A 25,423-nucleotide genomic window follows, 5' to 3' on the forward strand; every position below is an offset into this window, starting at 1 on the left:
AGGTGAGCCCGGAGGGGCCCCGCCCCACCCACCGCCAGTGGCCGCACCACGACTGACGCCCGCCGCACCGTAGCCGCGGCTAACGCCCCGCGGCTAACGCCCGCTGCCGCTCCGCCCCGTGGCCGTGCCCTTCACCGCGTCGAGCGCGTACACGCAGCGGTCCTTGCTGCACGCGTAGACGACACCTGCCCGCGCGACCAGCGAGCCGGTGATCTCGCCGCCCGTGGTGAGCTTCCAGCGCAGCTGGCCGCCGCTCGCGTCCAGGGTGTACAGGACGTGGTCGGCCGAGCCGAAGTGGAGGCGGCCGTCCGCGACGACCGGGGCGCCGATGATCGGGCCGCCGGCCGGGAAGCGCCACTTCGGGGTGCCGGTCACCGCGTCCAGGGTGTAGACCGCGCTGCCGCTGCCCACATGGATGTTGCCGTCGGCGACGAGGACGGGTTCGCTCGAGTGGCGGGACTCGGTGGCGATGCGCCAGCGGTCCTTGCCGGTCGTGGCGTCGAGGGCGTACACCGTGCCCAGGTAGTCCGCGAGGTACACCCCGCCGCCCGTGACGGCCGGGCCGGGCGCGAAGGCGGGCGGCGAGAGGAAGACCGCCGGGGCCTCGAAGTGCCAGCGGACGTGGCCGGACCTGATGTCGATGGAGATCACGCGGGTGCCGGCGGCGACGTACACATAGCCGTCCTCCGCCGGGGCGACGCGTACGGGCACGCCGCCGCAGGAGGCGGCGTCGCCGATCGGGTACGACCAGCGTTCCGTGCCGGTGCGCGCGTCGAGGGCCTGGAGCCGGGCGTTCCGCCAGACGTACACGGTGTCGTCGAACAGCGCGGGCCCGGCGTCCGGGGTCTCGAAGTCGGTCTGCGCTCCGCTGATCTCCCACAGTTTCTCGCCGTTGGAGGCCTCCCAGCCCTGGACGCCGCCGCCGCGCGTACCGGTGACGACGGTGCCACGGTCCACCTTGAGGGAGTACGCCCAGGCGTCGGTCTGGAGCCGCCACCGCTCACTGCCGTCGAGCGCGTCGAGCGCGTACAGCGTCGGGCCGTCGGAGGCGTGGATACGGCCACCCGACACGGCCATCGTCCAGGCCACGTCCCGGGTCTTGAACTGGCGCCGGCCCGTGCCGACGTCCAGCGCGTGGACCTCGAAGGACGTGACGTACAGGAGGTCGCCCGAGACGACCGGGGTGCCCCACACGTCGTTGGACATCCGGAACCGCCACGGCCGCCAGTGCCCCGGGCCCGGGGGGTCCTGGGGGGCGGGCGGCGCGGGCGCGGCGGGTCCCGGAACGGGGGGCGCCGCGGGGGGCGCGGGATGCGCCGGGTCGGCGCCGTTCGGGCCGCCGGCGGGGCGGCGGATCCAGCCGGTGGCCGGCCCGGCGTCCACCGCGAGGGCGGCGCGGGTGTCGGCGACGCGGGGCCCCGGGCCGATCGGCACCGGCGCGCCGGGCAGCCGTACGGGGGCGGCGGGCGCCGCCTGTCCGGTACGGGGGTCACTGTTGCCGCCCCGCCAGGCGGCGTCCCAGTCCCGGCCGGGACCGGGCTCGGCGGCACCACGCTCGGCGGGACCGGATTCGGCCGGACCGGGAACCGGGGCGGACGGGGGCGCGGAAGGCGGCGCCGACGGGGGCGCGGGAGGCGGCGGCGGGGTGCTCGGGCGGCCGCCCCGGCGCGTCTCGATCATCGCCGTCGCCCGGGCGGGCAGCCACGCCGACGCCGTACCGCTGTCGTCGCTCCCCGAGAACAGGTGCGGCGCCAGCTGCGCCTGGAGATCCGCGGGCGAGGGCCGCAGCCCCGCCTCCATCTGCATGCACGACTCGATCAGCGGCCGCAGCTCGTCCGGCAGCCCCTCCAGGTCCGGGCCCTCGCGCAGCAGCATGAAGACGGTCTCCACCGGGTTGGCCCCGTGGAACGGCGCGTGCCCGGTCGCCGCGAACACGAGCGTGGAGCCGAGCGAGAAGACGTCGCTGGCGCCGGTCACACTGCGCGAGTCCTTCGCCTGTTCGGGTGACATGTACGCGGGCGTTCCCACGGCGACGTTGGTCATCGTCAGCCGGGTGTTGGAGACGCCGGACGCGATGCCGAAGTCGATGACGCGCGGCCCGTCCTCCACGACGAGCACGTTCGACGGCTTCAGGTCGCGGTGGACGAGACCCGCGCCGTGGATGGACTGGAGGGCCTCGGCGATCCCGGCGGCCAGCCAGCGCACCGCCTGGGCGGGCAGCGGCCCGCACTCCGTCACTATTTCCTCGAGCGAGGGCGCCGGGACGTACGCGGTCGCCAGCCACGGCACCGCCGCCCGCGGATCGGCGTCCACCACGGCCGCCGTGTAGAAGCCGGACACCGCCCGTGCGGCCTCCACCTCGCGCGTGAAGCGGACGCGGAACAGCTGGTCCTCGGCGAGCTCGGTCCGGACCGTCTTGATCGCCACGCGCCGCCCCGACGCCGATCGCGCGAGATAGACCAGGCCCATGCCTCCGGCACCGAGCCGGCCCAGCACCTCGAACGGGCCGATCCGTCTCGGGTCGTGCTGCGTGAGCTGCTCCACTTGCCTGCCACCTCCCCGTAGGGGCCATGAAAGTACGGCCCCGTCGCCCCCTGATTCTTCCTGTCCGGGGCGGTGGTTGCGAACCCGGGGGCGGATCGGGGTGTCTCACCCCGATCCGGACACCCTCACCGGGGCTCTTACGCCGCCTTGGGCTCCGCCAGGACGGCGAAGACGGCCCCCTGGTTGTCGGCGATCAGGGCGATCCTGCCGTACGGGGTGTCGAACGGCTCCTCGGTGACGCGGCCACCCAGCTGGGTGGCGAGGGCGGCCGTGTCGTCGCAGTCCTCGACCGCGAAGTAGATGAGGAAGTGGGCGGGCATCTCGGCCGGGAAGGCGTCGGTGATCACGCTGCGGCCGCCGATGGCCGTCTCGTCGCTCGCCTGCGTACCGGCGGGCGACCAGACGCGGAAGTCGATCGAGGCGTCGTCGAGGTCGCGTACCTGGAAGCCGAAGACGGTCTCGTAGAACGCGTCCACGGTGTCCTTGTCCCTCGTATAGACCTCGGTCCAGCAGAAGGAGCCCGGTTCGCCCTGCTTCTCGAAGCCGGTGTGCTCGCCGGCCTCCCACAGGCCGAAGACGGCGCCGCCCGGGTCGGCGGCCTGGGCCATGGTGCCGAAGGAGCCGATCGGCATGGGGTCCATCACCATCTGGCCGCCCGCCTCCTGGATCCGGCGGGTGGTGGCGACGGCGTCGGGGGTGGAGAAGTAGACGCCCCAGACGGTGGGCATGCGGCCGTCCCGCTTGGGCGCGAGGCCGGCGACGCGTTTGCCGTCGCTGAAGGCGTTGGTGTAGTTGCCGTACGCCTCGCCGCCCTCGTCGAACGTCCAGCCGAAGAGCTCGCCGTAGAACCGTTTGCCGGCTTCGAGGTCGGGGAGCATCGCATCCGCCCAGCACGGCGTGCCCTCTGTGAACGCGGCCATGGACCTGATCCCTTTCCGTGTACGGGCGGGGCGTGTGGTGCCCGTCACAGTCACGCTAATGGCGCGTGACGTCCGGCGCAGGAAAAAGAATCGAACATGTGCGCAATTGTCGGGATACGAGACCGGTCCAGGCCCCAGCCCGCTTGGGTTGTCCACCGAAGTTTTCCACAGGCTGTTAATAAGCCTATCGGGGAAGAGCACGGATCCCGCGGGGGTCCTGCGGGGATCCCGGGTGGCCGAAAGGTGCGGTACGGGACCGGCGGGGCCCGCCGGGAGGGGGCCGCGCCGGAGGGGGTGACCCCATTTGCAGTCGGCCGAATCGCGCGCCGATCACCCCTCGGTAAGCTGACGGCATGACAGGACAAGTACGCACCGTCGACGGCCGCGTGGCCGGTCGACGAGGACAGGCGACGCGGCAGAAGCTGCTCGACTGCCTCAGCGAGATGCTCAGCTCCTCGCCGTACCGGGACGTCAAAGTCATCGACGTGGCCCGGAAGGCGGGCACTTCCCCGGCGACGTTCTACCAGTACTTCCCGGACGTCGAGGGCGCGGTCCTCGAGATCGCCGAGGAAATGGCCAAAGAAGGCGCCGGGTTGACCGAACTCGTCTCCGGCCGCACCTGGGTCGGCAAGGCGGCCTGGCAGGCCTCGGAGGAACTGGTCGAGGGGTTCCTCGACTTCTGGCGCAAAAACGACGCCATCCTCCGCGTGGTCGACCTGGGGGCCGCCGAGGGCGACAAGCGGTTCTACAAGATCCGCATGAAGATCCTGAACTCCGTCACCAACTCCCTTACGGACGCGGTCAAGGAGCTCCAGTCCAAGAACAAGGTCGACAAGGACGTCAACCCGGCGGCGATGGCCGGCTCCCTGGTCGCGATGCTGGCGGCGGTCGCCTCGCACCAGAAGGGCTTCCAGACCTGGGGCGTCAAGCAGAACGAACTCAGGCCGAACCTCGCACTGTTGGTCCACCTCGGCATCACGGGCAAGAAGCCGACGAAGTAACCCCCCTCCCCCGTAACGTCCTGTCGCGCCGACGGTGGTCCACCCGACCGCCGTCGGCGTTCCCTTTCCGCCTCGTCACCCCTGCCTACCCCCGCCGCGTGAGGCGGAAGAGGCGGATCTCCCGGTCGACCCTCGCCTGGTACGTGCCGTACGGCGGCCAGAAGCGCAGCACCTTCACCCACGCCGCCTCGCGGTCCTCGCCCTTCAGCAGCCGCGCGTGCACGGGGATCGTCCGCCCGCGCCAGACGACCTCCACGTCCGGGTGCTTCAGCAGGTTGCCCGTCCACGCGGGGTGGTCGGGCCGCCCGAAGTTGGAGCCGACCAGGACCCAGCTCGTCGCCGCCGGGTCCTCGGGCATGCAGGCCAGGGGCGTGCGGCGCTCCAGGCCGGAGCGGGCGCCGCGCGAGACGAGGACCAGCGCCGGCAGCATCCGGGCGCTGAGCAGCACCTTTCCGCCGGTCAGCCGGTGGACCGCGCGGTCCAGCGCGGGGACGACGTACGGGGCGATCTTCGCGAACGTACGGGTCGAGGAGACCCGCCGCACCAGCCGCAGCACCGGTGACGGGCCGGTCATCGGGCGAGCACCCCCGCCTCTTCGGCGGCGCGGCCGCGCAGCCGGTGGACCGGGCCGAACAGCAGCTCGTCGGCGGTGGCCCGCTTGACGTACAGGTGGGCCTCGTGCTCCCAGGTGAACCCGATTCCGCCGTGCAGCTGGATGCCCTCGGCGGCGACGGTGCGCAGCGCCTCCAGGCACTGGGCGAGCGCCAGGCCCCCGGCGTCCGGGTCCCATGCCGCGTAGTACGCCGCCGAGCGCGCCGCCTGCACCCGTACATACAGGTCGGCCAGCCGGTGCTTGACCGCCTGGAACGAGCCGATGGGCCGCCCGAACTGTTCCCGGACCCGTACGTACTCGACGGTCCGGTCCAGCACCTGGGCCGCCGCCCCGACCGCCTCGGCGGCGAGCACGGCGGCCGCCTCACGCCCGGTCACGGCGAGCGCCCCCGGCACGTCACCCTCGCCATCACCCAGCAACTCCCCTGCCACCTCCCGGAGTTGTACGCGGGCGAGGGGCCGTGTCCCGTCCAGCGCCGTCAGCCGTACGCGCGTGAGGCCGGCCGCCTCCGCCCGTACGAGGAAGAGCAGCGTACGGGCGGCGGGGTAGCCACCCGTGTGCGCGGCGACCAGCAGCAGGGCGGCGCTGTGCCCGTCCAGGACCTGCCCCACCTCCCCGTACAGCACCCATGAACCGTCGCTGCCCCGCCGCGCCTGCACGCCCCCGGCCCGCCCGCCGCCGACCCACTCGCCGTCCCGGTTGTCGCCGGTCAGGGCCAGGGCGCGGGGCAGCGGCGCGGCGGCGAGCGTGGCGGTCAGGGCCCCGTCCGCGATGCGTGGCAGCAGCGCGGCGCGCTGCGCCTCGGTACCGAGGCGGGCGATCAGCGGGGCGGCGAGCACGGCGGTGGCGAGGAGCGGCGAGGGGGCGAGGGCCCGGCCGGTCTCCTCGCAGGCGAGGGCCAGCTCGGCGGCGGTGCAGCCGGCACCTCCGTACGCCTCGGGCAGCGCGAGCCCCGGCAGCCCGAGCCGCTGCGACAGCAGGGCCCACAGGGCGGGGTCGTATCCGGCATCGGTGTCGACGGCGGCGCGCACCTCCTCGCTCCCGCAGTGCTTGGCGAGCAGCTCGCGCAGGGTGCGGCGGATCTCGTCCTGCTCGGGGGTGAAGGCGGCGTCCATGGCGGGCCCCTCTCGTCTCTGACGGGCCGTCATATTAGGTCCCGTCGCCATGGATGCCCATGCTCCGTACCTGATGTACCGTCAGTTCCATGCGCGGATCCAAGCGTCGTCGTTCCGTCGCCATCGTGGGCGTATCCCTCTCCGACTGCGGCCGGGTCGACACGGCCACCCCCTACACGCTGCACGCCCAGGCCGCCCGGCGCGCGCTCGCCGACTCGGGACTCGACCGGTCCGTCATCGACGGGCTCGCCTCAGCCGGGCTCGGCACGCTGGCCCCCATCGAGGTCGCCGAGTACCTGGGGCTGCGGCCCCGATGGGTGGACTCCACCACCGTGGGCGGCGCGACCTGGGAGGTCATGGCCGCCCACGCCGCCGACGCGATCGCCGCCGGCCACGCGAACGCCGTCCTCCTCGTCTACGGCTCCACCGCCCGCGCCGACATCCGCTCCGGCCGCCGCACCGCGAACCTGTCGTACGGGAGCCGTGGCCCGCTCCAGTTCGAGGCGCCGTACGGGCACACGCTCGTCGCCAAGTACGCGATGGCCGCGCGCCGCCATATGCACGAGTACGGCACGACCCTGGAGCAGCTCGCGACGGTGGCCGTCCAGGCGCGCGCGAACGCCGCCCGCAACCCCGACGCGATGTTCCGCGACCCGATCACCGTCGACGACGTCCTGTCCGGCCCGCTCATCGCCGACCCGTTCACCAAGCTGCACTGCTGCATCCGCAGCGACGGCGGCTGCGCGGTGCTGCTGGCCGCCGAGGAGTACGTCCCCGACACGGCGAAGGCCCCGGTGTGGATTCTCGGTACCGGCGAGCACGTCTCCCACACCACCATGTCCGAGTGGGACGACTTCACGGTCTCCCCGGCGGCGGTGAGCGGCCGGCTCGCGTTCGAGCGGGCGGGCCTTTCGCCGGACGACATGGACTTCGCCCAGATCTACGACGCCTTCACCTACATGACCCTGGTGACCCTGGAGGACCTCGGCTTCTGCGCGAAGGGCGAGGGCGGCCCGTTCGTCGAGCAGGGCACGCTGCCCGTCAACACCGACGGCGGCGGCCTGTCCGCCTGCCACCCCGGCATGCGCGGCCTGTTCCTGCTGGTCGAGGCGGTACGGCAACTGCGCGGCGAGGCGCCCGGCCGCCAGGTGCCCGATGCCCGCCTGGGCGTGGTGTCGGGCACGGGCGGCTGGTTCTGCTCGTCGGGGACGATGGTCCTGGGCCGGGAGCGGTGACGCCTGGTGGCGCCTACTCGATACGGCGCACGGGCTGCCCGGTGATGCGGGCGATGGTCTCGAAGTCGTTGTCCTGGTGGAGCACGGTCAGCTTGTGGTGAGCGGCGGTGACGGACACCAGCAGATCGACGGGACTGGCGCACTGGTGCCAGCCGCTTTCGGCGAGCCCGTACTGGATCTCGGCAGCGTCCTCCCAGGCCGACTCCCTTATCGAGTAGTACGGGAAGGTCTCACGCAACAGCCTGTCCATGTCGTGAAAGGTGGCTCTGCCACCGGCGGCCCGCAGAAGCTCCTGACGCACCGGCTCGCACAGACCGACGAGCCCGGCGTTGACGACCGCGTCCCAGCTCGCACCTGCCTGGCCACGGTAGTAGCGGATCAGAGCACTGGTGTCAGCCAGATAGAACTCGGTCATGCCGCCCGCTGCTCACCTTCGTCGGTACCGGCCCGCGCGCCCTTCTCGATCACCGAGAAGTCGATCTCCCCGTCCGCGACCATCCGCCTCATGCGCTCCACCGCCTCGGCCCGCTTCCGCCGGTCCACGATCTCGCGCAGCGCGGTGTTGACGGTGTCCCTCTTGGTGGTCGTGCCCAGGAATCGTGCGGCTTCTTCCAGAGCCTCGTCATCCAGGTCGATCACGGTGCGCGCCATGGCGATACCCCCATCTAGATATACATCTACCAAAAAAGATATCACCCCAAGTGGTGCGCATCACGTCACTCACCCGACCTCCACCCATTCATGTGACACCGCCCCGGAAAGCGGATGATGGCTGGATGACCAGCTTCCACGAGACCCTCCGCTCCCTGCGCGTGTGGGACATCCCGCTGCCCGCCTTCGACCCGGACTCCGCGCCCGTCGAACCCCTGCCCCTCTTCCACGAGTGGTTCCTGGCGGCGGCGGACGCCGGACAGGCCGAACCGCACACCATGTCGCTGGCCACCGTCGACGCCGACGGCCGGCCCGACGTACGGACGGTGATGCTGCACGACGCCGACGAGCGGGGCTGGCACTTCGCGTCACACGCCACCAGCGCCAAGGGCCGCCACCTGGCCGCCGCCCCGCACGCCGCGCTCGGCTTCTACTGGCCGGTTCAGGGCCGCCAGGTGCGGCTACGGGGCCGGGTCGCCGTGGCGTCGCGGGCGGAGGCGTACGCCGACCTGCACGCCCGCTCGACGGGCGCGCTGGCCGCCGCCCTGGTGGGACGGCAGAGCGAACCCCTGGACTCGCTCGGCTCGTTGGCGGCGGCGAGCGAGGCGGCCTGGCAGCGCGCCCAGGCGGAACCGGACGCGGACGCGGAGACCTGGACGCTGTACGTGCTCGACCCGTACGAGGTCGAATTCTTCCAGGGCGACGAGCGGAGGCAGCACGTACGGCTGCGCTACCGGCGTACGGACGCGGCCGGGGACGGGGACTGGAAGCGTGAGCTGCTGTGGCCGTGAGCCATGCGGTAGGTTGAACACGTTCAACTGAACGCGTTCAACAAAGGGGGCGGGTCATGGACGCCGCAGGGGGAAGAACCGCGCGAGTGCACTGGTGGCAGCGTGCTCTCGCGGCGGGCGCGGTGCTGGCCACGGTGCCCGCGCTGCTCTGGACGACGCACAGTTACGTCTTCGCGCTGCACGTCCTGACCGCCCTGCCGGTCACGGTCCCCCTGTTCCTGCCGCACCGCCCGGTGGCCTTCACCCGCGCCTGCCTCATCGTGGGCCTGGCGCTCCTGCCCTGGGGCGTGCTGGGCGTCTTCCTGGCCATGTTCCTGTTCTGGCCGGCCGCGCTGCTCCTGCTGCTGGCCGCCCTCGCGGACCCCCGCAGGAGCCGCTGGACCGCGAGGCTCACGGCCGGGGCGGGCGCGCTGGTCTTGGCGGGCGTCCTCGCCGGCACGGCGGCCTACTGCTGGCACTTCTACATCGGCCCCGCCCTGGCGGCCGGCGGACGGCCCTGAAGGAGGCGATCGCGAAGATCCCCGGCGTCACCCGGGTCGAGCTGTGCCCGGTGCGCGGATGCGGCTGACGCTAGCGCCCGACGGCGAGGACCAGTACGAGAGACGCGGCGGCCAGCGCCAGAAAGGCCCCGGCGAAAGCGATGTTGTGAAAGACACGGGCGCGTATGTGGGCCACCACGGCGCCGATGAAGAACAGCACCAGCCCGATCGCGGCAGCCGTACCAATGAACCCGACGCCCAGGAGCCCGAGCAGCAACCCGACCGCTCCCGCCCCCTTGAGGGCGCCGAGCACCGGAAGCCAGGACGGCGGGACGCCCACTTCGGCGGCGTTGGCGACGACGAACCGCGCCTTCATGAGATTGGCGACGGCCTCCACGGCGTTGGCCGCGATCGTGACGACGGTGACCACTGCGTACGTAAGGAACATGCGTCCACCCTCGCCAGGCCGCCCATGGGGCGTCCAATACCGGCATCTATAACCTGCGGGCATGGATGTCGACACCCGGCTGCTGCGCTCCTTCATCGCCGTGGCGGAGGAGGGCAGCCTGACCCGCGCCGCGGAACGGCTTTTCGTGTCCCAGCCGGCCCTGACCAAACAGATCAGACAACTGGAAACCCTGCTCGGCGTACGACTGTTCACCCGCTCCCGGGCCGGCATGACCCTCACCGAACCGGGACAGGCCCTGGCGGACGGAGTGCCCGCCCTCCTGGCCGACTGGAGCCGACTCCTGCAGGGCACGAGAAGCGCCGCCGACCGGGCGGCGCGCGTGCTGCGAGTCGGCTTCGTCGCCAGCGCCGCCAACGAGGCCACCCAGCACATCATCGCGGCGTTCACCCGCCGCCGACCCGGCTGGCGGATCGAGATGCGGCAGGCCGCATGGTCCGACCCGAGCGCCGGCCTCGCGTACGGAGACGTCGACGCCGCCCTGCTGCGGCTGCCCTTCCCCGGCCAGGACGCCCTGCGGGTGGAGGGCCTGTTCACCGAACCCCGCTGGGTCGCCCTCCCCACCGCCCACCCCCTGGCCGGCCGGGACCGGATCCCGTTCCGCGACCTGTGGAACGAGCCGTTCGTGGCCGCCCCACCCGAAACGGGCGCATGGCGCGACTACTGGCTGGCCACCGACGAACGCGACGGCCACCCCGTCCGCATCGGCGCCGTCACCGACCAACCCGACGACTGGCTCACCGCGATCGCCAACGGCTACGGCATCGCCCTCGCCCCCGAATCCGCCGCCCGCTTCTACGCCCGCCCCGGCATCACCTACCGCCCCGTCACCGGCGTCAGCCCCAGCCGGGCCGCCATCGCGTGGGCGCCCACGGACGACGCCGATCCCGTCGTCCAGGACTTTGTCCACTGCTGCCGCGCAACCCTGGGGGCTGTTTCAGCGTCGACACGGTCGACACGTACGACCGTGAATGATCAAGGGGGATGAGCGGAATGAGCACGACCGTCACGCTGGCCGAGGAAATCGCGCTGCTGTCGCTGGACGACGAGTCGGGGGCCGCGAAGGAGCGGTCGTCGGCCGGCTGGGCCGTGGCGGGCGGCATCCTGCTGGAACTGGCCATGGCGGGCCGCGTGACGGTCACCGACGGACGGCTGGCCGTGACCGACACGACGCCCACCGGCACCGCGCTGCTCGACGGGCGCCTGGCCCAGCTCGACGAGTGGACGCGCCGCCGCGAAAGGCCGCGCAAGGTGGCCGACTGGCTCACCAAGGACCAGTCGAAGGCGGTCACCGCGACCGTGGAGAGCCTCTGCGAGCGCGGCCTTGTGGTGGAGGAGCGGAATCGGGTGCTCGGGTTGTTCCCGGTGCGCCGCTACCCGGAGGCGGACGGCTCGGTGGAGCGCGAGCTGCGCGCACGGCTGACCTCGGTCGTCGTCCACGGTACGGAGCCGGACGACCGTACCGGCGGGCTCGTCGCCCTGCTGCACGCGGCCAAGCTGCACCGCCTGGCGTTCCCGGAGGTGCCGCGCAAGCTGGTCTCGGCCCGCATGGCGAAGATCGCGGATGGCCAATGGGCGGGCGACGGCGTCCGCGAGGCGATCCGGAACATGCAGGCCGCGGTGGTGGCGGTCACGGTCGTGACGGCCACCACAACGGTGCTCTGAGCTACGCGGTCGCTGTGCGTGCGACGAACGCCGCCCAGGCGTCGGGTCCCACCGCGAAGGTGGGCCCGTCGGTGAGCTTGGAGTCGCGGACGTGGACGGCGTGGGGGCAGGCGGCGATTTCGACGCAGGCGCCACCCTCATTGCTGCTGTAGCTGGACTTGCGCCAGTCGTAGGCGACTTCGACGCACTCGCCGCCCGTGTTGCCGCTGTAACTGCTCTTGAACCAGACCAGGTCGGGGTTCATAGCTTGGCCGCCATCCTCTCGATCAGTTCCACGGACTCCCATGGCGTGAGGGCCTGGGCCCGTAGCGCGCCGAAGAGGTCGATGAGCTGGTTCACCTCTTCTGGCTTGGAGATCAAGGTATCGCCGCCTTGGCCCTCCGTGTACCCCAGATTGCGTCCTTCTCGGGTGCTCAGCAGCTTCAACGACCCCATCAGCCCCGCGTGCACGGACCGCTGTGTCGGCATCACCTGCACCGTCAGGTGGTTCCTGATCCTGACCGCCTCCAGCAGATGCAGCAGCTGTTCCTTGAGCACCGGCTCCCCGCCGACCGGCCGTTGGAACACCGACTCCTCGACCACGCAACTGACGATCGGCCTCGGCCTGCGGTCCAGAACTTCCTGCCGCTCAAGCCGCGCCTGCACATGCCGCTCGATCTCGTCCGGCTCGCACATCGGCACCCGGGCCTCGTACAGCGCACGCACGTAGCCGGGTGTCTGCAACAGACCGGGTACGACCATGCACTCGTACGCGCTGATGCTCGCCGCGTCCGCCTCCGTACGCTTCCAGTTGAGGAACTTGGGCGAGTACTTCTCCTCCTCCATCATCTCGACGCACGACGCCAGGACCCCCTGCGCGTTCAGCACCGCATCCGCGTCGACCAGGAACGCCGTCGTCGGGATGCGTTCCGCCCGCTCGTACGCGCCGACGAGCGACTCCGACATCAGGAGCCGGTCGGCGAGGTCCTTCTGGGTCATGCCGGCCTGGATGCGGAACTTCTTGATCAGCTCGCCCACATGCCTCCGCGCGGGCGAGGGCTCACCACTGGATCCCACCACTGCCACCGTCCTTCCCACACCGCCCCGAAGTGGATCGTGTCCCCCTGGTCACGCTACGCAACGGACCCGATCCTCGTAGCCATGACGACCGACAAACTCCCCGAATGGGTCCCCGCCTCCGGGCTTCAACTGCGGCTCGCCGGAATCCACTTCGACGCCATCCGCGTACGCGGCGTCCGGGGCGAAGCCGTCCTGCACCACCTGGCGGCAGCCACCGACGGACGCCCGGGGCCCGTCGTACGCGAGGTTTCGGGCGGACGGTGGACCTACTTCCTGATCCCACCGGGCAGCAGCAAGGAATACCCCTGGCCCCCGGGCGCTACCTGCTTCGGCCCCTCCGCCCGCGACCAGTACGTGGGCATCCCCGCCCCGAGCGGGAACACCTATCCCCTGTCCTGGCGCTGCGACCCGCCCACCGAGGGCGAGTTCGTCGACCCTGAGCTGCTGCACCAGGTGGTCACCGCACAACTGTGCCTGCCACCGGACGACTGAACGGGCGGGGTTACGTGCGGCTTGCGCACCATGAACACGTCCACCGGGTCCTCGGTCTCGACGGTGAACCCATGCCGCTCGTACAGCTGCCGGGCCGGACTGCCCTGCAGCACGTTCAGCCGGACAAGGGCGCCGTCGCGGTCGCACCGTCCCAGCAGCCTGTCCAGCACACCCGAACCGACTCCCCTGCCCTGCAGATGGGGAGCCAGGTAGAAGTGCTCCAGCCAGTGGGCGTCCTCAGCCCGCCGCAGCGCCACACAGCCGGCGAACGCGCCGCCCACCTCGATCACCCAGGTGTGCGCCGGCTCGAATCCCTCCCGCAGCCGCTGCCGCACCCGCTGCTCGTCATACCGCCCGAGCCGCACCAGGTCATCCCGCAGCACCACGGCACGCAACTCGGCCACCGCCTCGACGTCCCCCACCGACGCCGGCCGCATGCCCCAGTCCACCATGATCACCACGCTACCCCGCCGGGCTCACCCTGGCGGGCGGGCCAACCGGTTCGGGCACCGTTCCGGGCCGCCCTCCCTTCCGAGAGTCGCGGGCTCCGGCACCCTGTCAAGGGCGCTTCGCGTCGGCTTCGCCGATGGCCTACGGCCACCCTTGACAGGCCGCCTCCACCCGCGCGTTTTCTCTCGGAGGGCGGCCCCGGGGAGCAGGCATCCGGAGGGCCAGCCGCAAGAGTCGGGCTCGTGGCCGAGGCAGCCCGGCCGGTCCATGCGCAGCAGTGGAATGGGGCGGTGGCGGCACGGCTAAGCGGCTGACCCCCGTCTCTCGGTTGCGGCACAAGACCTCGCTCCTGCCGGTGGTGGGTGCGCCCCAGTGCAATGGGGCATCCGGGGTCGGCTCGGCGACTGCGGGCGGGTGAGGTGGTCGGGGTTCAGGCACGTGGCTGGGGTGGGTCGGGGGCTGGGCCAGGGCGAAGCCCCACCCGGCCGGGACGCGGCCGGGACACGGCGGGCACCGGGACGGCAGGACCAGGCATGGCCCGGCCTCCCGGCCAGTCGGGCGCGGCCGGGTCGGTCCGGCCGCCGACACCGGCCGCCGGGGCACGCCCGATGCTCCCCTGCCGGGGAGGTCCGGAAGGGGCGGCCACTCCAGTCCCACCCGTATCGGACACCGGGGTTGTGGGCGGGATGGGACACCCTGTGCCCAGACGCTCATGGTCGGGAGGTGTCCTACTCCGCCCACAACTCCGCAGCCCTGGTGCCGGTGTGACGGCGAACTGCTCCAACTCGCCTGCGGCATCATCCGCTTGCGACAACTCCGAACCTCATTCTGAAACGATCAGTTAGGGCCCCGCATGCCGCGCCCGCCTGACGCCAGGCGCCGGCCGTCGTGTCCCGTCACAGGCCAGGTCGGCCCGGCCCTCGGGGCGGGGCCCAGTCCCCTCGCCTCCAGGAGTCCGGCGGGGGACACCGGTGCCCCGGAAGGTGCTGCCTCCTGTCCGGCACAGGAACGGGGTGCGGCCTTCCCGGCCCCACTGCTGCTCTGGGCAGTCCCGGGGGTCCCGGACACCTCATCGGACCCACAGGGCGGCCCCTCCGCCCCCTCCCGTCACAGCCGTATCGTCTCGCCGGAGTTGTGGGCGGGATAGGACACCCAGAGCCCGGACACCACGGCGGGAAGGTGTCCTACTCCGCACACAACTCCCCGAGCCCGGTGCTGGTGTGACCAAGGAGACGGGTGAGACCTCCCTGTGTGACAGGCGGGGAGCAGCCATGGGCGGCACAGGGCCCGACCGGGCCAGGGAGCCGACAGGCCGGGCCACCTACGCACCCCCGCCTGCACCCCCGGCCAGGCGGGGCCACACCACGGCCCAGCCACCACCCCACCCCAGCCACCCGCCTGAACCCCAACCCGCCACCCGGCCGCAGCCGCCGAGCCGACCCCGGATGCCCCACACCACTGCCGCGTACCCACCACCCACCGAAGCGAGGTCCTGTGCCTCAGCCGAAAGACGAGCCGCAGCCGCTTAGCCAAGCCGCCACCGCCCCATTCCACTGACGCGCATCCACCGGCCCGGCCGCCTCGGCCACGAACCCCGCACCGCAGAGTGGCCCCCCGTGGACCCGTTCCCCCGGGCCGCCCTCCGAGTGGGAAAAGGCGGGCGGAGGCGGCCGGTCAAGGGTGGAGCGCAGCGACATCGCGAAGCGACGCGACCGAAGGGAGCGCCCTTGACGGGGCGCCGGAGCCCGCCACACTCGGAGAGAGGGCGGCCCACACGCCCACCATGAACAGGGCGTTCACCCGCCGAACGGGCGGCGCGGAATTCCGTTGGGCGTACGGAAGTTGCGTAGGCATGACTCAAGGCCCCGCACCGCGCCCCCTGTCCGATGAGGCCCTCTCCGACCTGCTGGGCACGCAGCAGTTCGGGACCCTCGCGACGAACAAGCGGAGTGGTCATCCTCATCTGACCACCATGCTGTACAGCTGGGACCCCCAGGCCCGCATCGTGCGGTTCTCCACCACGGCGGAACGCGTCAAGGTGAAGCACCTGCTGCGGGACCCGCGCGCGGCTCTGCACGTGCCGGGTGGTGACATGTGGTCCTTCGCCGTCGCGGAGGGCGAGGCCGAGGTGTCGGAGGCGACGACCGTTCCGGGGGACGCCGTGGGGCGGGAGCTGCTGGCGATGATCCCGAAGGCGGCGAAGCCGGAGGACGAAGACGCGTTCCTGGAGCAACTGGTCACGGAACGACGGGTGGTCATCCGGTTGAAGGTGGGCCGGCTCTACGGCACGGCGCTCGACATCAAGGGCTAGAGCGGGCTTCAGGCCGGCCGGAAGACGGGAACCGCCACCCGGTCGTCCCCTTCCCCTCGCCCTTCCCCTCCCCCTTCCCTTCCCCCTTCTCCCTCCGCCTCCACTCGGAAGGTGACCGTGAGCGGCATGCCGATCCGCAGGTCCCGCTCCGGGCAGTCGACGAGCAGGGTCATCAGGCGTGGGCCTTCCGCGAGGTCGACGACGGCTGCCGTGTAGGGCGTGCGCGCGGCGAAGGGCGGCAGGTCGTTGCGGTGGACGACGGACCAGGTGTAGAGCGTGGCGCGGCCGCTCGCCCGCTCCCAGGTGACGTCCTCGCCCCAGCAGTGGGGGCAGAACTCGCGCGGGTAGTGGTGGGCCCGTCCGCAGGTGCCGCACCGCCTGATGAGGAGGTGGCCCTCGGCGGCGGCGTCCCAGTACACGCGGGTGAAGGCGTCGATATCCGGTACGGCCGGGTTCATGCGCCGACCCAGCTGGGCGCGCTGTCCAGGGAGCAGGTGTGCCACGATTCGGCGCCGCTGAGCCAAACGGTCTGCATTCCGGGTCCCTCCCATCCCAACCTGACGTTACGTCAGTTGATCGGATGCCGGGTCCCGGCGCAAGGGGCAGGACTCCGTCACCCACGCGCGCCCCGATCAATGTCGAAGCCTGCCGGACGGGAGCGGGGTGGTGATCAACGAACCCCTTACCGATCCCTGACACCCTGTTCCTGATGTCTCATCAGTTCGCTAATCTGACACTGCGTCAGTTCTAGGCCCGACGACACGACGAGCACCCGTCGAGCACCCGACGAGCACACGACGAGCCACGACGAGCAGGAGCGGCGGAACGATGCTTGGATCGACCCACGGCACCCTCACCACCGATCTCCGCGCCCGCGTGGTGGCCTGCGGGCAGACCACCGGAGCCGCCGTCCACGGCACCGCCGCGACCGAGGGCGACCTGGACGTCAGCGGTCGCCCCCTGCACGCCTCCGTTCCCGACCTGGACCGGCTCTTCCGGCCCGAGTCCGTCGCCGTCGTCGGGGCGTCCGACACCGAGGGGCGCCCCAACACCGGGATCACCAGGCAGCTGCTCCGCTGGGCCGAGCGGGTCGGCGCCCGGCTGCACCCGGTGCACCCCAGCCGCCGGTCGGTCTTCGGGCTCGACTGCGTACCCTCCGTCGCCGACCTGCCCGAGCCCGTCGACGTCGCCGTACTCCTGGTCGCCGACCCACTGCCGGTCGTCGAGGAACTGGGCGCCGCCAAGGCCAGGTTCGCCGTCGCCTTCGCGTCCGGCTTCGCCGAAACCGGCGAGGCGGGCGCGGCCGCCCAGGCCCGCCTCGCGGCCGCCGCCGAACGCTCCGGGCTACGGCTGCTGGGCCCGAACACCAACCTCAACGCCTTCGAGGAGTTCCGCGACGACCTCGACGGCCCGGCGATCGCGCTGATCACCCAGTCCGGCCACCAGGGCCGGCCCCTGTACGCCCTGCAAGAGCTGGGCGTACGCCTCTCCCACTGGGCGCCCACGGGCAACGAGGCCGACCTGGAGGCCGCCGACTTCCTCTCCTACTTCGCCGAGCGTCCCGGGGTCGGAGCCATCGCCTGCTACCTGGAGGGCATCAAGGACGGACGCTCCTTCCTGCTCGCCGCCGACCGCGCGGCACGGCGCGGCGTGCCCGTCGTCGCCGTGAAGGTCGGCCGCACGTCGGCCGGTGCGCGGACGGCCGCCTCCCACACCGGCAAGCTGACCGGCGCCGACCAGGTGGTGGACGCGGCCATGCGGCAGTTCGGCGTGATCAGGGTCGACGGACTCGACGAACTCCAGGACACCGCCACCCTGCTCGCGCGGGCCCGCCGGCCGGTGGCGGACGGCGTCGTGGTGTATTCGATCTCGGGCGGAACGGGCGCCCACTTCGCGGACCTGGCCACCGCCGCCGGGCTGCGGCTGCCGGTGCTGTCGCCGGCCCGGCAGGACGAGCTCCACCAGTGGATACCCGGCTACCTGAACGTCGCCAACCCCGTCGACAACGGCGGCCACCCGGTCGGCGACTGGCGCGGCCGCAAGATCATCGACGCTCTCCTCGCCGACCCGGACGTCGGTGTCCTGATCTGCCCGATCACCGGGCCCTTCCCGCCCATGAGCGACAAGCTGGCCCAGGACCTGGTGGACGCGGCGGAACACACCGACAAGCTGGTGTGCGTGGTGTGGGGGTCGCCGGTGGGCACCGAGGCCGCGTACCGCGAGACGCTCCTCGGCTCCTCGCGCGTGGCCACCTTCCGCACCTTCGGCAACTGCGTCACCGCCGTCCGCGCCTACCTGGACCACCACCGGTTCACCCGGGCGTACCGCTCGCCCTTCGACGAAGCGCCACGCATACCGTCCCCCTCGTACCGCAAGGCGCAGGCACTGATGCGCCCCGGCCACCGCCTGAGCGAGCACGCGGCCAAGCAGCTGCTGCGGGCGTACGGCATCCGCGTGCCGCGCGAGCAGCTGGTGACCAGCGCGGCGGCGGCCGTCCGGGCCGCGAGCCTGGTCGGATACCCGGTCGTGATGAAGGCGTCCGCCCCGCAGATCGCCCATAAGACCGAACTCGGCCTGGTCAGGGTCGGCCTGACCTCCGCGAGCCAGGTCCGCGACACGTACCGCGAGCTCACCGACATCGCCCGCTACGAGGGCGCCGAGCTGGACGGCATCCTGGTCTGCCAGATGGTCGACCGGGGCGTCGAGATGGTGGTGGGCGTGACGCACGACGACCTGTTCGGCCCGACGGTGACCGTCGGCCTGGGCGGCGTCCTGGTGGAGGTGCTGCGGGACACCGCCGTACGCGTACCGCCCTTCGGCGAGGACCAGGCGCGGGCCATGCTCGCGGAACTGCGCGGGAGGGCCCTGCTGGACGGCGTACGGGGTGCGCCACCGAGGGACGTGGAGGCGCTGGTGGAGGTCGTGCTGCGGGTGCAGCGGATGGCGCTGGAGCTGGGTGACCAGCTGTCGGAGCTGGACATCAACCCGCTGATGGTGCTGGAGCGCGGCCAGGGCGCGGTGGCACTGGACGCGATGGCCGTGTGCCGGTGACGGGGCCGATGACCGGGCCGGTGACCGGGCTGGTGAAGCCGAAAGGGACAGCATGACTTCCTCCCGCGAACAATCCGCCGAACAATCCGCCGGACAATCCGCCGACGAATCCCCCGCACAATCCCCCGAAAAGTCGCTTGAGTCATTGGTACTGCACGCCACTGACAACGGCGTCTCGTGGATCACCCTCAACCGCCCCGACACGCTGAACGCCCTCACCCCTCCCCAGCGGGAACGCCTCATCGCGCTGCTCGCCGACGCCTCCGCCGACACCGGCGTACGAGCCGTCGTCCTCACCGCCACCGGCAAGGGCTTCTGCGCCGGTGCCGACCTTCGTGCCACACCGGCCGGGGGCCGGAGCCGCGTCGCGGGCGACGTCGCACGCACCATCCGCCACGGGGCGCAGCGTCTCATCGCCGCCGTGCTGGACTGCGAGAAGCCGGTGATCGCGGCCGTCAACGGCACCGCCGCCGGGATCGGCGCGCACCTCGCGTTCGCCTGCGACCTGGTCCTGGCGGCCGAATCGGCGCGGTTCATCGAGGTGTTCGCGCGCCGTGGACTGGTCCCGGACGGCGGCGGGGCGTATCTGCTGCCTCGCCTGGTCGGGCCGCAGCGCGCGAAGGAGCTGATGTTCTTCGGTGACGCGCTCGCGGCGCACGATGCCCGTGACATGGGCCTGGTCAACCGGGTCGTCCCGGACGGCGAGCTGGAGAAGACGGCCCGCACCTGGGCGGAGCGCCTCGCCGCCGGTCCGACGCGGGCCATCGCCCTCACCAAACAGCTGGTCAACGCCTCGCTCGACACCGATCGCGCCACCGCGTTCGCCGCCGAGGCGGCCGCACAGGAGATCAACATGACGACGCACGACGCCAATGAGGGCGTGGCGAGCTTCCTGGAGCGCCGCACGCCCCGGTACAGGGGTGAGTGACGTGATGGGACACGCGGGAATGGCGGCCACGGCGGTCCGGTATCTGAGGTCCGTCGGGGCGCCGACGGCCGGTGAGGCGCCGCCGGTGCTGCGGGCGGTGCGGGAGGACGAGCGGCTGCCCGTCGATCCGGCCGAGTTCCGGCGCGTACTGGGGCACTTCGCGACCGGGGTCACGGTCGTCGCGGCGTACGACACGGAAGGCCCCACGGGGTTCGCCTGCCAGTCCTTCGCGTCCCTGTCGCTGGACCCGCCCCTGGTCGCCTTCATGGTGGCGCGTACGTCCACGACGTGGCCCCGTATCGCCCACGCCGGGGCCTTCTGCGTGAACGTCCTGGGTGCGGACCAGGCCGGGCTGTGCCGGGCGTTCGCGGTGAGCGGGTCGGCGGGGACAGACAAGTTCGCGGGCGTCCCGTACGACGCGGCGCCGGGCACGGGCTCCCCGCGCCTGGCGGGCGTCCCGGCGTGGATCGACTGCGTGGTCCAGGCCGTGCACACGGGCGGCGACCACCTGATCGTGGTGGGCCGCGTGGAGGCACTGGGCGCGGCCGACGACGGTGACCCGCTGCTGTTCCACCGGGGCGGCTTCGGCCGCCTCATGCCGTGACCGGCTCCCGCCGCCCCCGTACGACCAGGGCCCCTCCCCGCCGGTCTAGCGGAATACCAGCACGCCCCGCGCCACCCGCCCGTGGTGGGCGTCGTCGGCCGCCTTGGCGAAGTCCTCGACGGGGTACGTCTCGGTGACCAGCTCGTCGAGCAGCAGCGCGCCCCGCTCGTACAGCTCGGCGTACCGCCGGATGTCGTGCTGCGGCCGCGAACTGCCGTACCGGCAGCCCAGGATCGACTTGTCGAGGAACATCGCGGCGGGCGGGAACGTCGCCTCGGCGGCCGGCGCGGTCATGCCGAGCAGGATGGCCTGGCCGTGCCGGTCGAGGAGGTCGATCGCCTGCCGTACGAGTCCGACGTGGCCCACGCACTCGAAGACGTGGTCGGCGCCCGTCGGCAGCACGTCCCGTACGCCGCTCGTGCCGGGGAGGAAGTGCGTGGCGCCGAACCTCCGTGCCGCCGCCTCCTTCGCGGGGTTGGCGTCCACCGCGACGATCACGGACGCGCCCGCGAGCCGTGCGCCCTGGAGGACGTTGAGGCCGATGCCGCCCGCGCCGATGACGACGACGGTCTCGCCGTGGGCGACCCGGGCGCGGTTCAGTACGGCTCCGACGCCCGTCAGGACGCCGCAGCCGATGAGGGCGGCCGAGGCCATGGGGATGGACCGCGGGATCTTCACCGCCTGCACGGCGCGGACGACCGTGCGCTCGGCGAAGGCTGAGTTGCACGCGAACTGGTGGACCGGGGCCCCGTTCCCCCGCGAGAACGGCCTCCCCGGCCGCCCGATCGCCCGCCGGCACATCGTGGGCCGCCCTCGGTCGCAGTCGGCGCACGCCCCGCAGTTCGCCAGCGTCGAGAGCGCCACATGGTCACCGGGAGCCACATGCGTCACCCCCGTCCCCACCGCCTCCACGACCCCCGCGCCCTCGTGCCCGAGCACCACCGGGACCGGGAACGGAATCGTCCCGTCGATCACCGACAGGTCGCTGTGGCACAGCCCGGCCGCCGCGATCCCCACCAGCACCTCGCCCGGCCCCGGATCCCGTACGACGAGGTCGTCGACGACCCGCGCCCGCTCACCGTCGAAGAGCACACCCTTCATCGAAGCTCCTTGGGCAGGCCGAGCACCCGCTCGGCGATGATGTCGCGCTGGATCTCGTCCGAGCCGCCGTAGATGGTGTCGGCCCGGCTGAAGAGGAACATGTGCTGAAGGTCGTCGAGTGGGTACGAGCCCGGCGACCACGCCCCCGGCCCGGTCGCGCCCGCCGCGCCCCGTACCCGCATGGCCAGCTCGCCGAGCCGCTGGTGCCACCGCCCCCACAGCAGCTTGGCCACGCTCGGCGCGCCCGCGTCCCCCGAACCGCCCAGCGTCCGCAGCGCGTTCCACCGCATCACCCGCAGCTCGGCCCACTGCTGTACGAGGGCGTCCTTCAGTACGGGGTCGGCGACCGCCCCGCTCTCCACGGCCAGCCGCAGCACCCGCCCCAGTTCCGCCTCGAACCCGATCTGCTGGACGAGCGTCGACACGCCCCGCTCGACCGCCAGCAGCCCCATGGCGACCCGCCAGCCGTTCCCCTCCCCGCCGACGACGTGGGCGGCGTCCGCCTCCGCCCCGTCGAAGAAGACCTCGTTGAACTCGCTGGTCCCGGTGATCTGGCGGATGGGCCGTACCTCGATCCGGCCGGGCTGGTCCATGGGCACCAGCAGGAAGGACAGCCCATGGTGGCGTGTGGAACCCGCCTCAGTTCTGGCCAGGACGAAGCACCAGTCGGCGTCCCGCGCGAGGGAGGTCCAGATCTTCTGCCCGCTGACCCGGTATACGGTCCCGTCCCGCTCGGCCCGGGTCCGCAGCCCCGCGAGGTCCGATCCGGCGCCCGGCTCGCTGTAGCCCTGGCACCACAGTTCCTCGCCGCGCGCGATACCGGGGAGGAACCGGTTCCGCTGCTCCTCGTCCCCGTACGCGAGCAGGGTCGGCGCGAGGAGCTTCTCGCCGATGTGGCCGACCCGGCCGGGCGCCCCCACGCGCGCGTACTCCTCGGCCCAGACGACCTGCTGGGTGAGCGTGGCCCGCCGGTTGCCGTAGCCTGCCGTCTCCCACCCGAGCCCGATCCAGCCGTCCGCGCCCAGCTCCCGCTCCCAGGCACGCCCGCCCTCACCCCAGGGGTGCGCCGCGAGCCACTCCCGCGCGACGCCCCGGAAGGCCTCGTCCTCCGCCCCGAACGCGAAGTCCATGACGGGCCTACGCGTTCGGGCGGGAGTCGGTGGCCGCCGCCCTGGCCATCTCCTCCAGCCGCTCCAGCAGCGGCATGGGGTCGGTGCCGACCGTCCCGGGCAGGAACTCGGCGATCCGTTCGGGCGTCCAGGGCTCGGCCGCGTACGCCGCCCGCAGCTCGCGCGGCTGCGCCCACACCGCGATCTTGGGTCCGGCGATGGTGTACACCTGCCCCGTGATCTTCTCGGCGCGGGCCCGGTCGGAGAGCAGGTAGACGACGAGGGCGGCGACGTCCTCCGGGTCGCCGATCTCCTTGAGCTCCATGGGGACGTTGGCGGACATGCGGGTACGGGCGACGGGCGCGACGGCGTTGGCCGTGACGCCGTACTTGTGCAGCCCCAGCGCCGCGCTGCGGACCAGCGAAATGATGCCGCCCTTGGCGGCGGAGTAGTTGGCCTGGGAGACCGATCCCTGGTGGTTGCCGCTGGTGAAGCCGATCAGCGTCCCGCCTCCCTGCTTGCGCATCACCGCGGAGGCGGCGCGGAAGACGGTGAACGTGCCCTTCAGGTGTGTCGCGAGGACCGGGTCCCATTCCTCCTCGGACATGTTGAAGAGCATCCGTTCGCGCAGGATGCCGGCGACGCACACGGCGCCGTCGATCCGGCCGTACTGGGCGAGCGCGGTGTCCACGACGCGCTGTCCGCCCGCCATGGTGGAGATGTCGTCGGCGACGGCGACGGCCTCGCCGCCCGCCGCGACGATCTCCTTGACGACGGCCGCCGCGACGTCCGAGGTGGGCGCGGCGCCGTCGATCGACACGCCGTAGTCGTTGACGACGACCCTGGCCCCTTCGGCGGCGCAGGCGAGGGCGACGGCGCGCCCTATGCCACGCCCGGCTCCGGTCACGGCGACGACCTTGCCTGCCAAGAAGTTCCCCATGCCCGGCCCCTTCCCGCACTTCCCATATCTGACGACCCGTTAGATTCTACGGTCCGTCAGATGTGCCAGCACAAGACCCGGGAGGGCCCCATGTCACTGCCGGCCGCGTTCCACGAGATCGCCAAGCGCGTCAACAACTGGGGTCGGTGGGGTGAGGGCGACGAGCGGGGCACGCTGAACCTGATCACCGACGAGGTCGTACGGGAAGCCGCCGGGGCCGTACGCAGCGGGCTGCGCGTCGCGCTCGCGCTGGAGCTGCGCCAGGACGGCGTCCAGACGGGCCTCATCCCGGGCCGGGTCAACCCGCTGCACGCCATGGTGCAGATCAACCAGGAGCTGTTCGGCCCCGGCACGGTCGCGACCAGCGACGACGTCGTGACGTTCGGGCTCCAGGCGGGCACCCACTGGGACGCGCTGACGCACGTCTCGCACTCGGGCCGGATCTACAACGGCCGGCCGGCCACCTCCATCACCCCACACGGCCGCAGCGAGTTCAGCGGCATCGACAAGGCACGGCACATCGTCTCGCGCGGGGTGCTGCTGGACGTGGCCCACGCCAAAGGCGTCGAGCGGCTGCCGGGCGACCACGCCGTGACGCCTGAGGACCTGGACGAGGCGGCGGAGTTCGGCGGGGTGAGCGTGCGGGCGGGCGACATCGTGCTCGTACGGACGGGTCAGGTGCAGGTGTACCTGGCGGGCGACAAGCACGCGTACGGGTATCCGTCGCCGGGCCTGTCGGTCCGTACGCCCGAGTGGTTCCACGCCCGCGATGTGGCGGCCGTCGCGAACGACACGCTCACCTTCGAGATCTTTCCGCCGGAGATCGAGGACCTGTGGCTGCCGGTGCACGCGCTGCACCTGGTGGAGATGGGCATGCTCCAGGGCCAGAACTGGAACCTGGAGGAACTGTCCACAGCCTGTGCACAGGAGCGGCGGTACGCGTTCCTGCTGGCCGCGATGCCCGAACCGTTCGTGGGCGCCACGGGAACCCCGGTGGCCCCGGTGGCGGTTCTGTGACGCGTGCGCCCGGTAACCCCCGTACGCCGGGTAATCCTTGGGTGGCGGCGCACCCGTGCGCGCCCCGAGCACGGCACGACGGCCGCCACCCGGCTCCGGCGGGCTCACCCCGAGGGCCCTGAACAGGAGCCGCCGCCGAGCCGCGACCCGCACTCGCCGAGGGCGTCAAGCCCTCGGCGTCCCCTCGCCACGAATCGCTGTTCCAAGGGTGATCAGACAGGCACCACCCGTCAACACCTATTCAGGGATACATCCGTTACGCCCTATTTGTGACGGCGCACGACGGCGCGTATCCACCAGACTCACGCACCACCCCCGTCACCACCGGCACGCCCCGGTCCACCTCGCACCAGATGCTCTTGCCGGCGCCTTCCCGCTGCCACCCCCACCGGTCGGCGAGCCCGTCGACCAGCTCCAGGCCCCGCCCGTTGGTGTCGTCACCGTCGGCGTGACGCGGGCGCGGGGGGCGGGCGCTGGTGTCGGCGACCTCCACCCGTACCGTCCCCGCCTCCGTCGCGCCCGCGCCGAACAGCATCCGCAGCACGGCCGGACAGCCGGTGTGGACCACGGCGTTGGTGACGAGTTCCGAAATGAGCAGCACCAGCGTCTCGGCCAGTGGCTCGTCATCCCCTATCCCCGAACCGGCGAGCCGTGACCGCGCCCATCTCCGGGCCCGGCCGACCTCCGCTGGATCGGGACCGATCTCCAACTGCACCTGAAGCACCTGCACCGCTCACACCATCCGAACCGGCGGACACATCGCCTCGTGTCTCACAGCGACCACAGCCGTAACAGTTGTCACTGAACGTGATTTCCTTGTGGGACAGCATGGTTGACGTACAGTCACCGCAACAAGCGCTTCGGGCATATTCCAGCGCGAA

26 protein-coding genes and 1 pseudogene are annotated in these 25,423 nt (G+C 72.1%); 12 read left to right on the top strand and 15 right to left on the bottom strand.

The annotated features are described in order from the left end of the window. Window positions 1-93 precede the first annotated feature (93 nt). Window positions 94-2,544: a PQQ-binding-like beta-propeller repeat protein gene (locus BKD26_RS16110; RefSeq protein ID WP_084898553.1), complete on the bottom strand. Its 2,451-nt coding sequence runs from the start codon at window positions 2,542-2,544 to the stop codon at window positions 94-96. A gap of 137 nt (window positions 2,545-2,681) precedes the next feature. Continuing rightward, window positions 2,682-3,464 carry a VOC family protein gene (locus tag BKD26_RS16115; protein WP_084898554.1) on the bottom strand — a complete coding sequence of 261 codons (783 nt, stop codon included), beginning with the start codon at window positions 3,462-3,464 and terminating at the stop codon, window positions 2,682-2,684. 353 nt (window positions 3,465-3,817) lie between these two features. Here BKD26_RS16115 and BKD26_RS16120 point away from each other — a divergent pair, with 353 nt between their 5' ends. After that, the gene (locus tag BKD26_RS16120; RefSeq protein ID WP_084898555.1) at window positions 3,818-4,465 is read left to right on the top strand and encodes a TetR family transcriptional regulator; all 648 of its coding nucleotides are present in this window, start codon (window positions 3,818-3,820) and stop codon (window positions 4,463-4,465) included. 85 nt (window positions 4,466-4,550) lie between these two features. On the opposite strand, the gene BKD26_RS16125 is transcribed toward BKD26_RS16120, so the two are convergent. Both BKD26_RS16125 and BKD26_RS16130 read right to left on the bottom strand, forming a co-directional pair. Continuing rightward, window positions 4,551-5,039 carry a nitroreductase family deazaflavin-dependent oxidoreductase gene (locus BKD26_RS16125; RefSeq protein ID WP_084898556.1) on the bottom strand — a complete coding sequence of 163 codons (489 nt, stop codon included), beginning with the start codon at window positions 5,037-5,039 and terminating at the stop codon, window positions 4,551-4,553. Next, window positions 5,036-6,193: an acyl-CoA dehydrogenase family protein gene (locus tag BKD26_RS16130; RefSeq protein WP_084898557.1), complete on the bottom strand. Its 1,158-nt coding sequence runs from the start codon at window positions 6,191-6,193 to the stop codon at window positions 5,036-5,038. The genes BKD26_RS16125 and BKD26_RS16130 overlap by 4 nt, the downstream gene beginning before the upstream one ends. Window positions 6,194-6,282: 89 nt before the next feature. Between BKD26_RS16130 and BKD26_RS16135 the strand changes: the two genes are divergently transcribed. Continuing rightward, window positions 6,283-7,428 carry an acetyl-CoA acetyltransferase gene (locus tag BKD26_RS16135; RefSeq protein ID WP_084898558.1) on the top strand — a complete coding sequence of 382 codons (1,146 nt, stop codon included), beginning with the start codon at window positions 6,283-6,285 and terminating at the stop codon, window positions 7,426-7,428. A gap of 13 nt (window positions 7,429-7,441) precedes the next feature. Here the strand turns inward: BKD26_RS16135 and BKD26_RS16140 are convergent, their stop codons facing one another. Continuing rightward, window positions 7,442-7,843 (bottom strand): PIN domain nuclease, encoded by a 402-nt coding sequence (locus BKD26_RS16140; RefSeq protein WP_084898559.1) that lies wholly within the window; start codon window positions 7,841-7,843, stop codon window positions 7,442-7,444. Then, window positions 7,840-8,079, bottom strand: a complete 240-nt coding sequence (locus tag BKD26_RS16145; RefSeq protein WP_084898560.1) for a type II toxin-antitoxin system VapB family antitoxin — start codon at window positions 8,077-8,079, stop codon at window positions 7,840-7,842. The genes BKD26_RS16140 and BKD26_RS16145 overlap by 4 nt, the downstream gene beginning before the upstream one ends. A 125-nt stretch (window positions 8,080-8,204) precedes the next feature. On the opposite strand from BKD26_RS16145, the gene BKD26_RS16150 reads away from it, so the two are divergent. Then, entirely contained in the window at window positions 8,205-8,870 is a 666-nt protein-coding gene (locus BKD26_RS16150) for a pyridoxal 5'-phosphate synthase (RefSeq protein WP_084898561.1), read from the top strand. A 56-nt stretch (window positions 8,871-8,926) separates the two neighbouring features. Beyond that, window positions 8,927-9,370 carry a hypothetical protein gene (locus BKD26_RS16155; protein WP_143662660.1) on the top strand — a complete coding sequence of 148 codons (444 nt, stop codon included), beginning with the start codon at window positions 8,927-8,929 and terminating at the stop codon, window positions 9,368-9,370. 70 nt (window positions 9,371-9,440) lie between these two features. Here BKD26_RS16155 and BKD26_RS16160 read toward each other — a convergent pair whose 3' ends face one another. After that, a complete protein-coding gene (locus BKD26_RS16160; protein WP_084898563.1) occupies window positions 9,441-9,797 on the bottom strand; it encodes a DoxX family protein in 357 nt (118 codons plus the stop codon). Between the two features lie 61 nt (window positions 9,798-9,858). Between BKD26_RS16160 and BKD26_RS16165 the strand changes: the two genes are divergently transcribed. Together BKD26_RS16165 and BKD26_RS16170 are read left to right on the top strand one after the other, a co-directional pair. Continuing rightward, on the top strand, window positions 9,859-10,803 hold the full coding sequence (locus BKD26_RS16165) for a LysR family transcriptional regulator (RefSeq protein ID WP_084898564.1): 945 nt from the start codon (window positions 9,859-9,861) through the stop codon (window positions 10,801-10,803). Between the two features lie 5 nt (window positions 10,804-10,808). After that, the gene (locus BKD26_RS16170) at window positions 10,809-11,480 is read left to right on the top strand and encodes a GPP34 family phosphoprotein (protein ID WP_084898565.1); all 672 of its coding nucleotides are present in this window, start codon (window positions 10,809-10,811) and stop codon (window positions 11,478-11,480) included. A 1-nt stretch (window position 11,481) separates the two neighbouring features. On the opposite strand, the gene BKD26_RS16175 is transcribed toward BKD26_RS16170, so the two are convergent. Together BKD26_RS16175 and BKD26_RS16180 are read right to left on the bottom strand one after the other, a co-directional pair. Then, a complete protein-coding gene (locus BKD26_RS16175; RefSeq protein ID WP_084898566.1) occupies window positions 11,482-11,724 on the bottom strand; it encodes a DUF397 domain-containing protein in 243 nt (80 codons plus the stop codon). Further along, complete coding sequence (locus BKD26_RS16180) at window positions 11,721-12,539, bottom strand: helix-turn-helix transcriptional regulator (RefSeq protein WP_241518686.1); 819 nt, start codon at window positions 12,537-12,539, stop codon at window positions 11,721-11,723. The genes BKD26_RS16175 and BKD26_RS16180 overlap by 4 nt, the downstream gene beginning before the upstream one ends. Window positions 12,540-12,620: 81 nt before the next feature. On the opposite strand from BKD26_RS16180, the gene BKD26_RS16185 reads away from it, so the two are divergent. Continuing rightward, window positions 12,621-13,031, top strand: coding sequence for a hypothetical protein (locus tag BKD26_RS16185; RefSeq protein WP_084898568.1), 411 nt, complete (start codon window positions 12,621-12,623; stop codon window positions 13,029-13,031). Between the two features lie 17 nt (window positions 13,032-13,048). Here the strand turns inward: BKD26_RS16185 and BKD26_RS16190 are convergent. Next, window positions 13,049-13,483, bottom strand: a pseudogene (locus BKD26_RS16190) (GNAT family N-acetyltransferase); the annotation flags it as partial. A 1,850-nt stretch (window positions 13,484-15,333) separates the two neighbouring features. Between BKD26_RS16190 and BKD26_RS16195 the strand changes: the two are divergent. Further along, on the top strand, window positions 15,334-15,792 hold the full coding sequence (locus BKD26_RS16195) for a PPOX class F420-dependent oxidoreductase (RefSeq protein WP_084898569.1): 459 nt from the start codon (window positions 15,334-15,336) through the stop codon (window positions 15,790-15,792). 8 nt (window positions 15,793-15,800) lie between these two features. On the opposite strand, the gene BKD26_RS16200 is transcribed toward BKD26_RS16195, so the two are convergent. Then, window positions 15,801-16,250, bottom strand: a complete 450-nt coding sequence (locus BKD26_RS16200; RefSeq protein WP_179166569.1) for a Zn-ribbon domain-containing OB-fold protein — start codon at window positions 16,248-16,250, stop codon at window positions 15,801-15,803. A gap of 370 nt (window positions 16,251-16,620) precedes the next feature. Here BKD26_RS16200 and BKD26_RS16205 point away from each other — a divergent pair, with 370 nt between their 5' ends. From BKD26_RS16205 to BKD26_RS16215, 3 genes are read left to right on the top strand one after another with little or no spacing between them, the layout of a single operon-like run. Next, the gene (locus tag BKD26_RS16205) at window positions 16,621-18,843 is read left to right on the top strand and encodes an acetate--CoA ligase family protein (RefSeq protein WP_084898571.1); all 2,223 of its coding nucleotides are present in this window, start codon (window positions 16,621-16,623) and stop codon (window positions 18,841-18,843) included. Window positions 18,844-18,895: 52 nt separating this feature from the next. Beyond that, window positions 18,896-19,771, top strand: coding sequence for an enoyl-CoA hydratase-related protein (locus BKD26_RS16210; protein WP_084898572.1), 876 nt, complete (start codon window positions 18,896-18,898; stop codon window positions 19,769-19,771). 19 nt (window positions 19,772-19,790) lie between these two features. Next, complete coding sequence (locus tag BKD26_RS16215) at window positions 19,791-20,375, top strand: flavin reductase family protein (RefSeq protein ID WP_084898573.1); 585 nt, start codon at window positions 19,791-19,793, stop codon at window positions 20,373-20,375. Window positions 20,376-20,420: 45 nt separating this feature from the next. Here the strand turns inward: BKD26_RS16215 and BKD26_RS16220 are convergent, their stop codons facing one another. Genes BKD26_RS16220 through BKD26_RS16230 form a run of 3 tightly spaced genes read right to left on the bottom strand, consistent with a single transcriptional unit; the run spans window position 20,421 to window position 23,525 of the window. After that, window positions 20,421-21,476 carry a Zn-dependent alcohol dehydrogenase gene (locus BKD26_RS16220; RefSeq protein WP_084898574.1) on the bottom strand — a complete coding sequence of 352 codons (1,056 nt, stop codon included), beginning with the start codon at window positions 21,474-21,476 and terminating at the stop codon, window positions 20,421-20,423. Beyond that, entirely contained in the window at window positions 21,473-22,606 is a 1,134-nt protein-coding gene (locus BKD26_RS16225; protein ID WP_084898575.1) for an acyl-CoA dehydrogenase family protein, read from the bottom strand. Before BKD26_RS16225 ends, BKD26_RS16220 begins: the two co-directional genes overlap by 4 nt. 7 nt (window positions 22,607-22,613) lie before the next feature. Then, on the bottom strand, window positions 22,614-23,525 hold the full coding sequence (locus BKD26_RS16230; protein WP_084898576.1) for an SDR family oxidoreductase: 912 nt from the start codon (window positions 23,523-23,525) through the stop codon (window positions 22,614-22,616). A 90-nt stretch (window positions 23,526-23,615) separates the two neighbouring features. Here BKD26_RS16230 and BKD26_RS16235 point away from each other — a divergent pair, with 90 nt between their 5' ends. Further along, the gene (locus BKD26_RS16235) at window positions 23,616-24,542 is read left to right on the top strand and encodes a cyclase family protein (RefSeq protein ID WP_084898577.1); all 927 of its coding nucleotides are present in this window, start codon (window positions 23,616-23,618) and stop codon (window positions 24,540-24,542) included. Window positions 24,543-24,798: 256 nt separating this feature from the next. Here the strand turns inward: BKD26_RS16235 and BKD26_RS16240 are convergent, their stop codons facing one another. Continuing rightward, window positions 24,799-25,272 carry an ATP-binding protein gene (locus BKD26_RS16240; protein WP_084898578.1) on the bottom strand — a complete coding sequence of 158 codons (474 nt, stop codon included), beginning with the start codon at window positions 25,270-25,272 and terminating at the stop codon, window positions 24,799-24,801. Between the last annotated feature and the right edge of the window lie 151 nt (window positions 25,273-25,423).

The organism is Streptomyces sp. CB03238 (genome assembly GCF_002099185.1).
GTDB lineage: Bacteria > Actinomycetota > Actinomycetes > Streptomycetales > Streptomycetaceae > Streptomyces.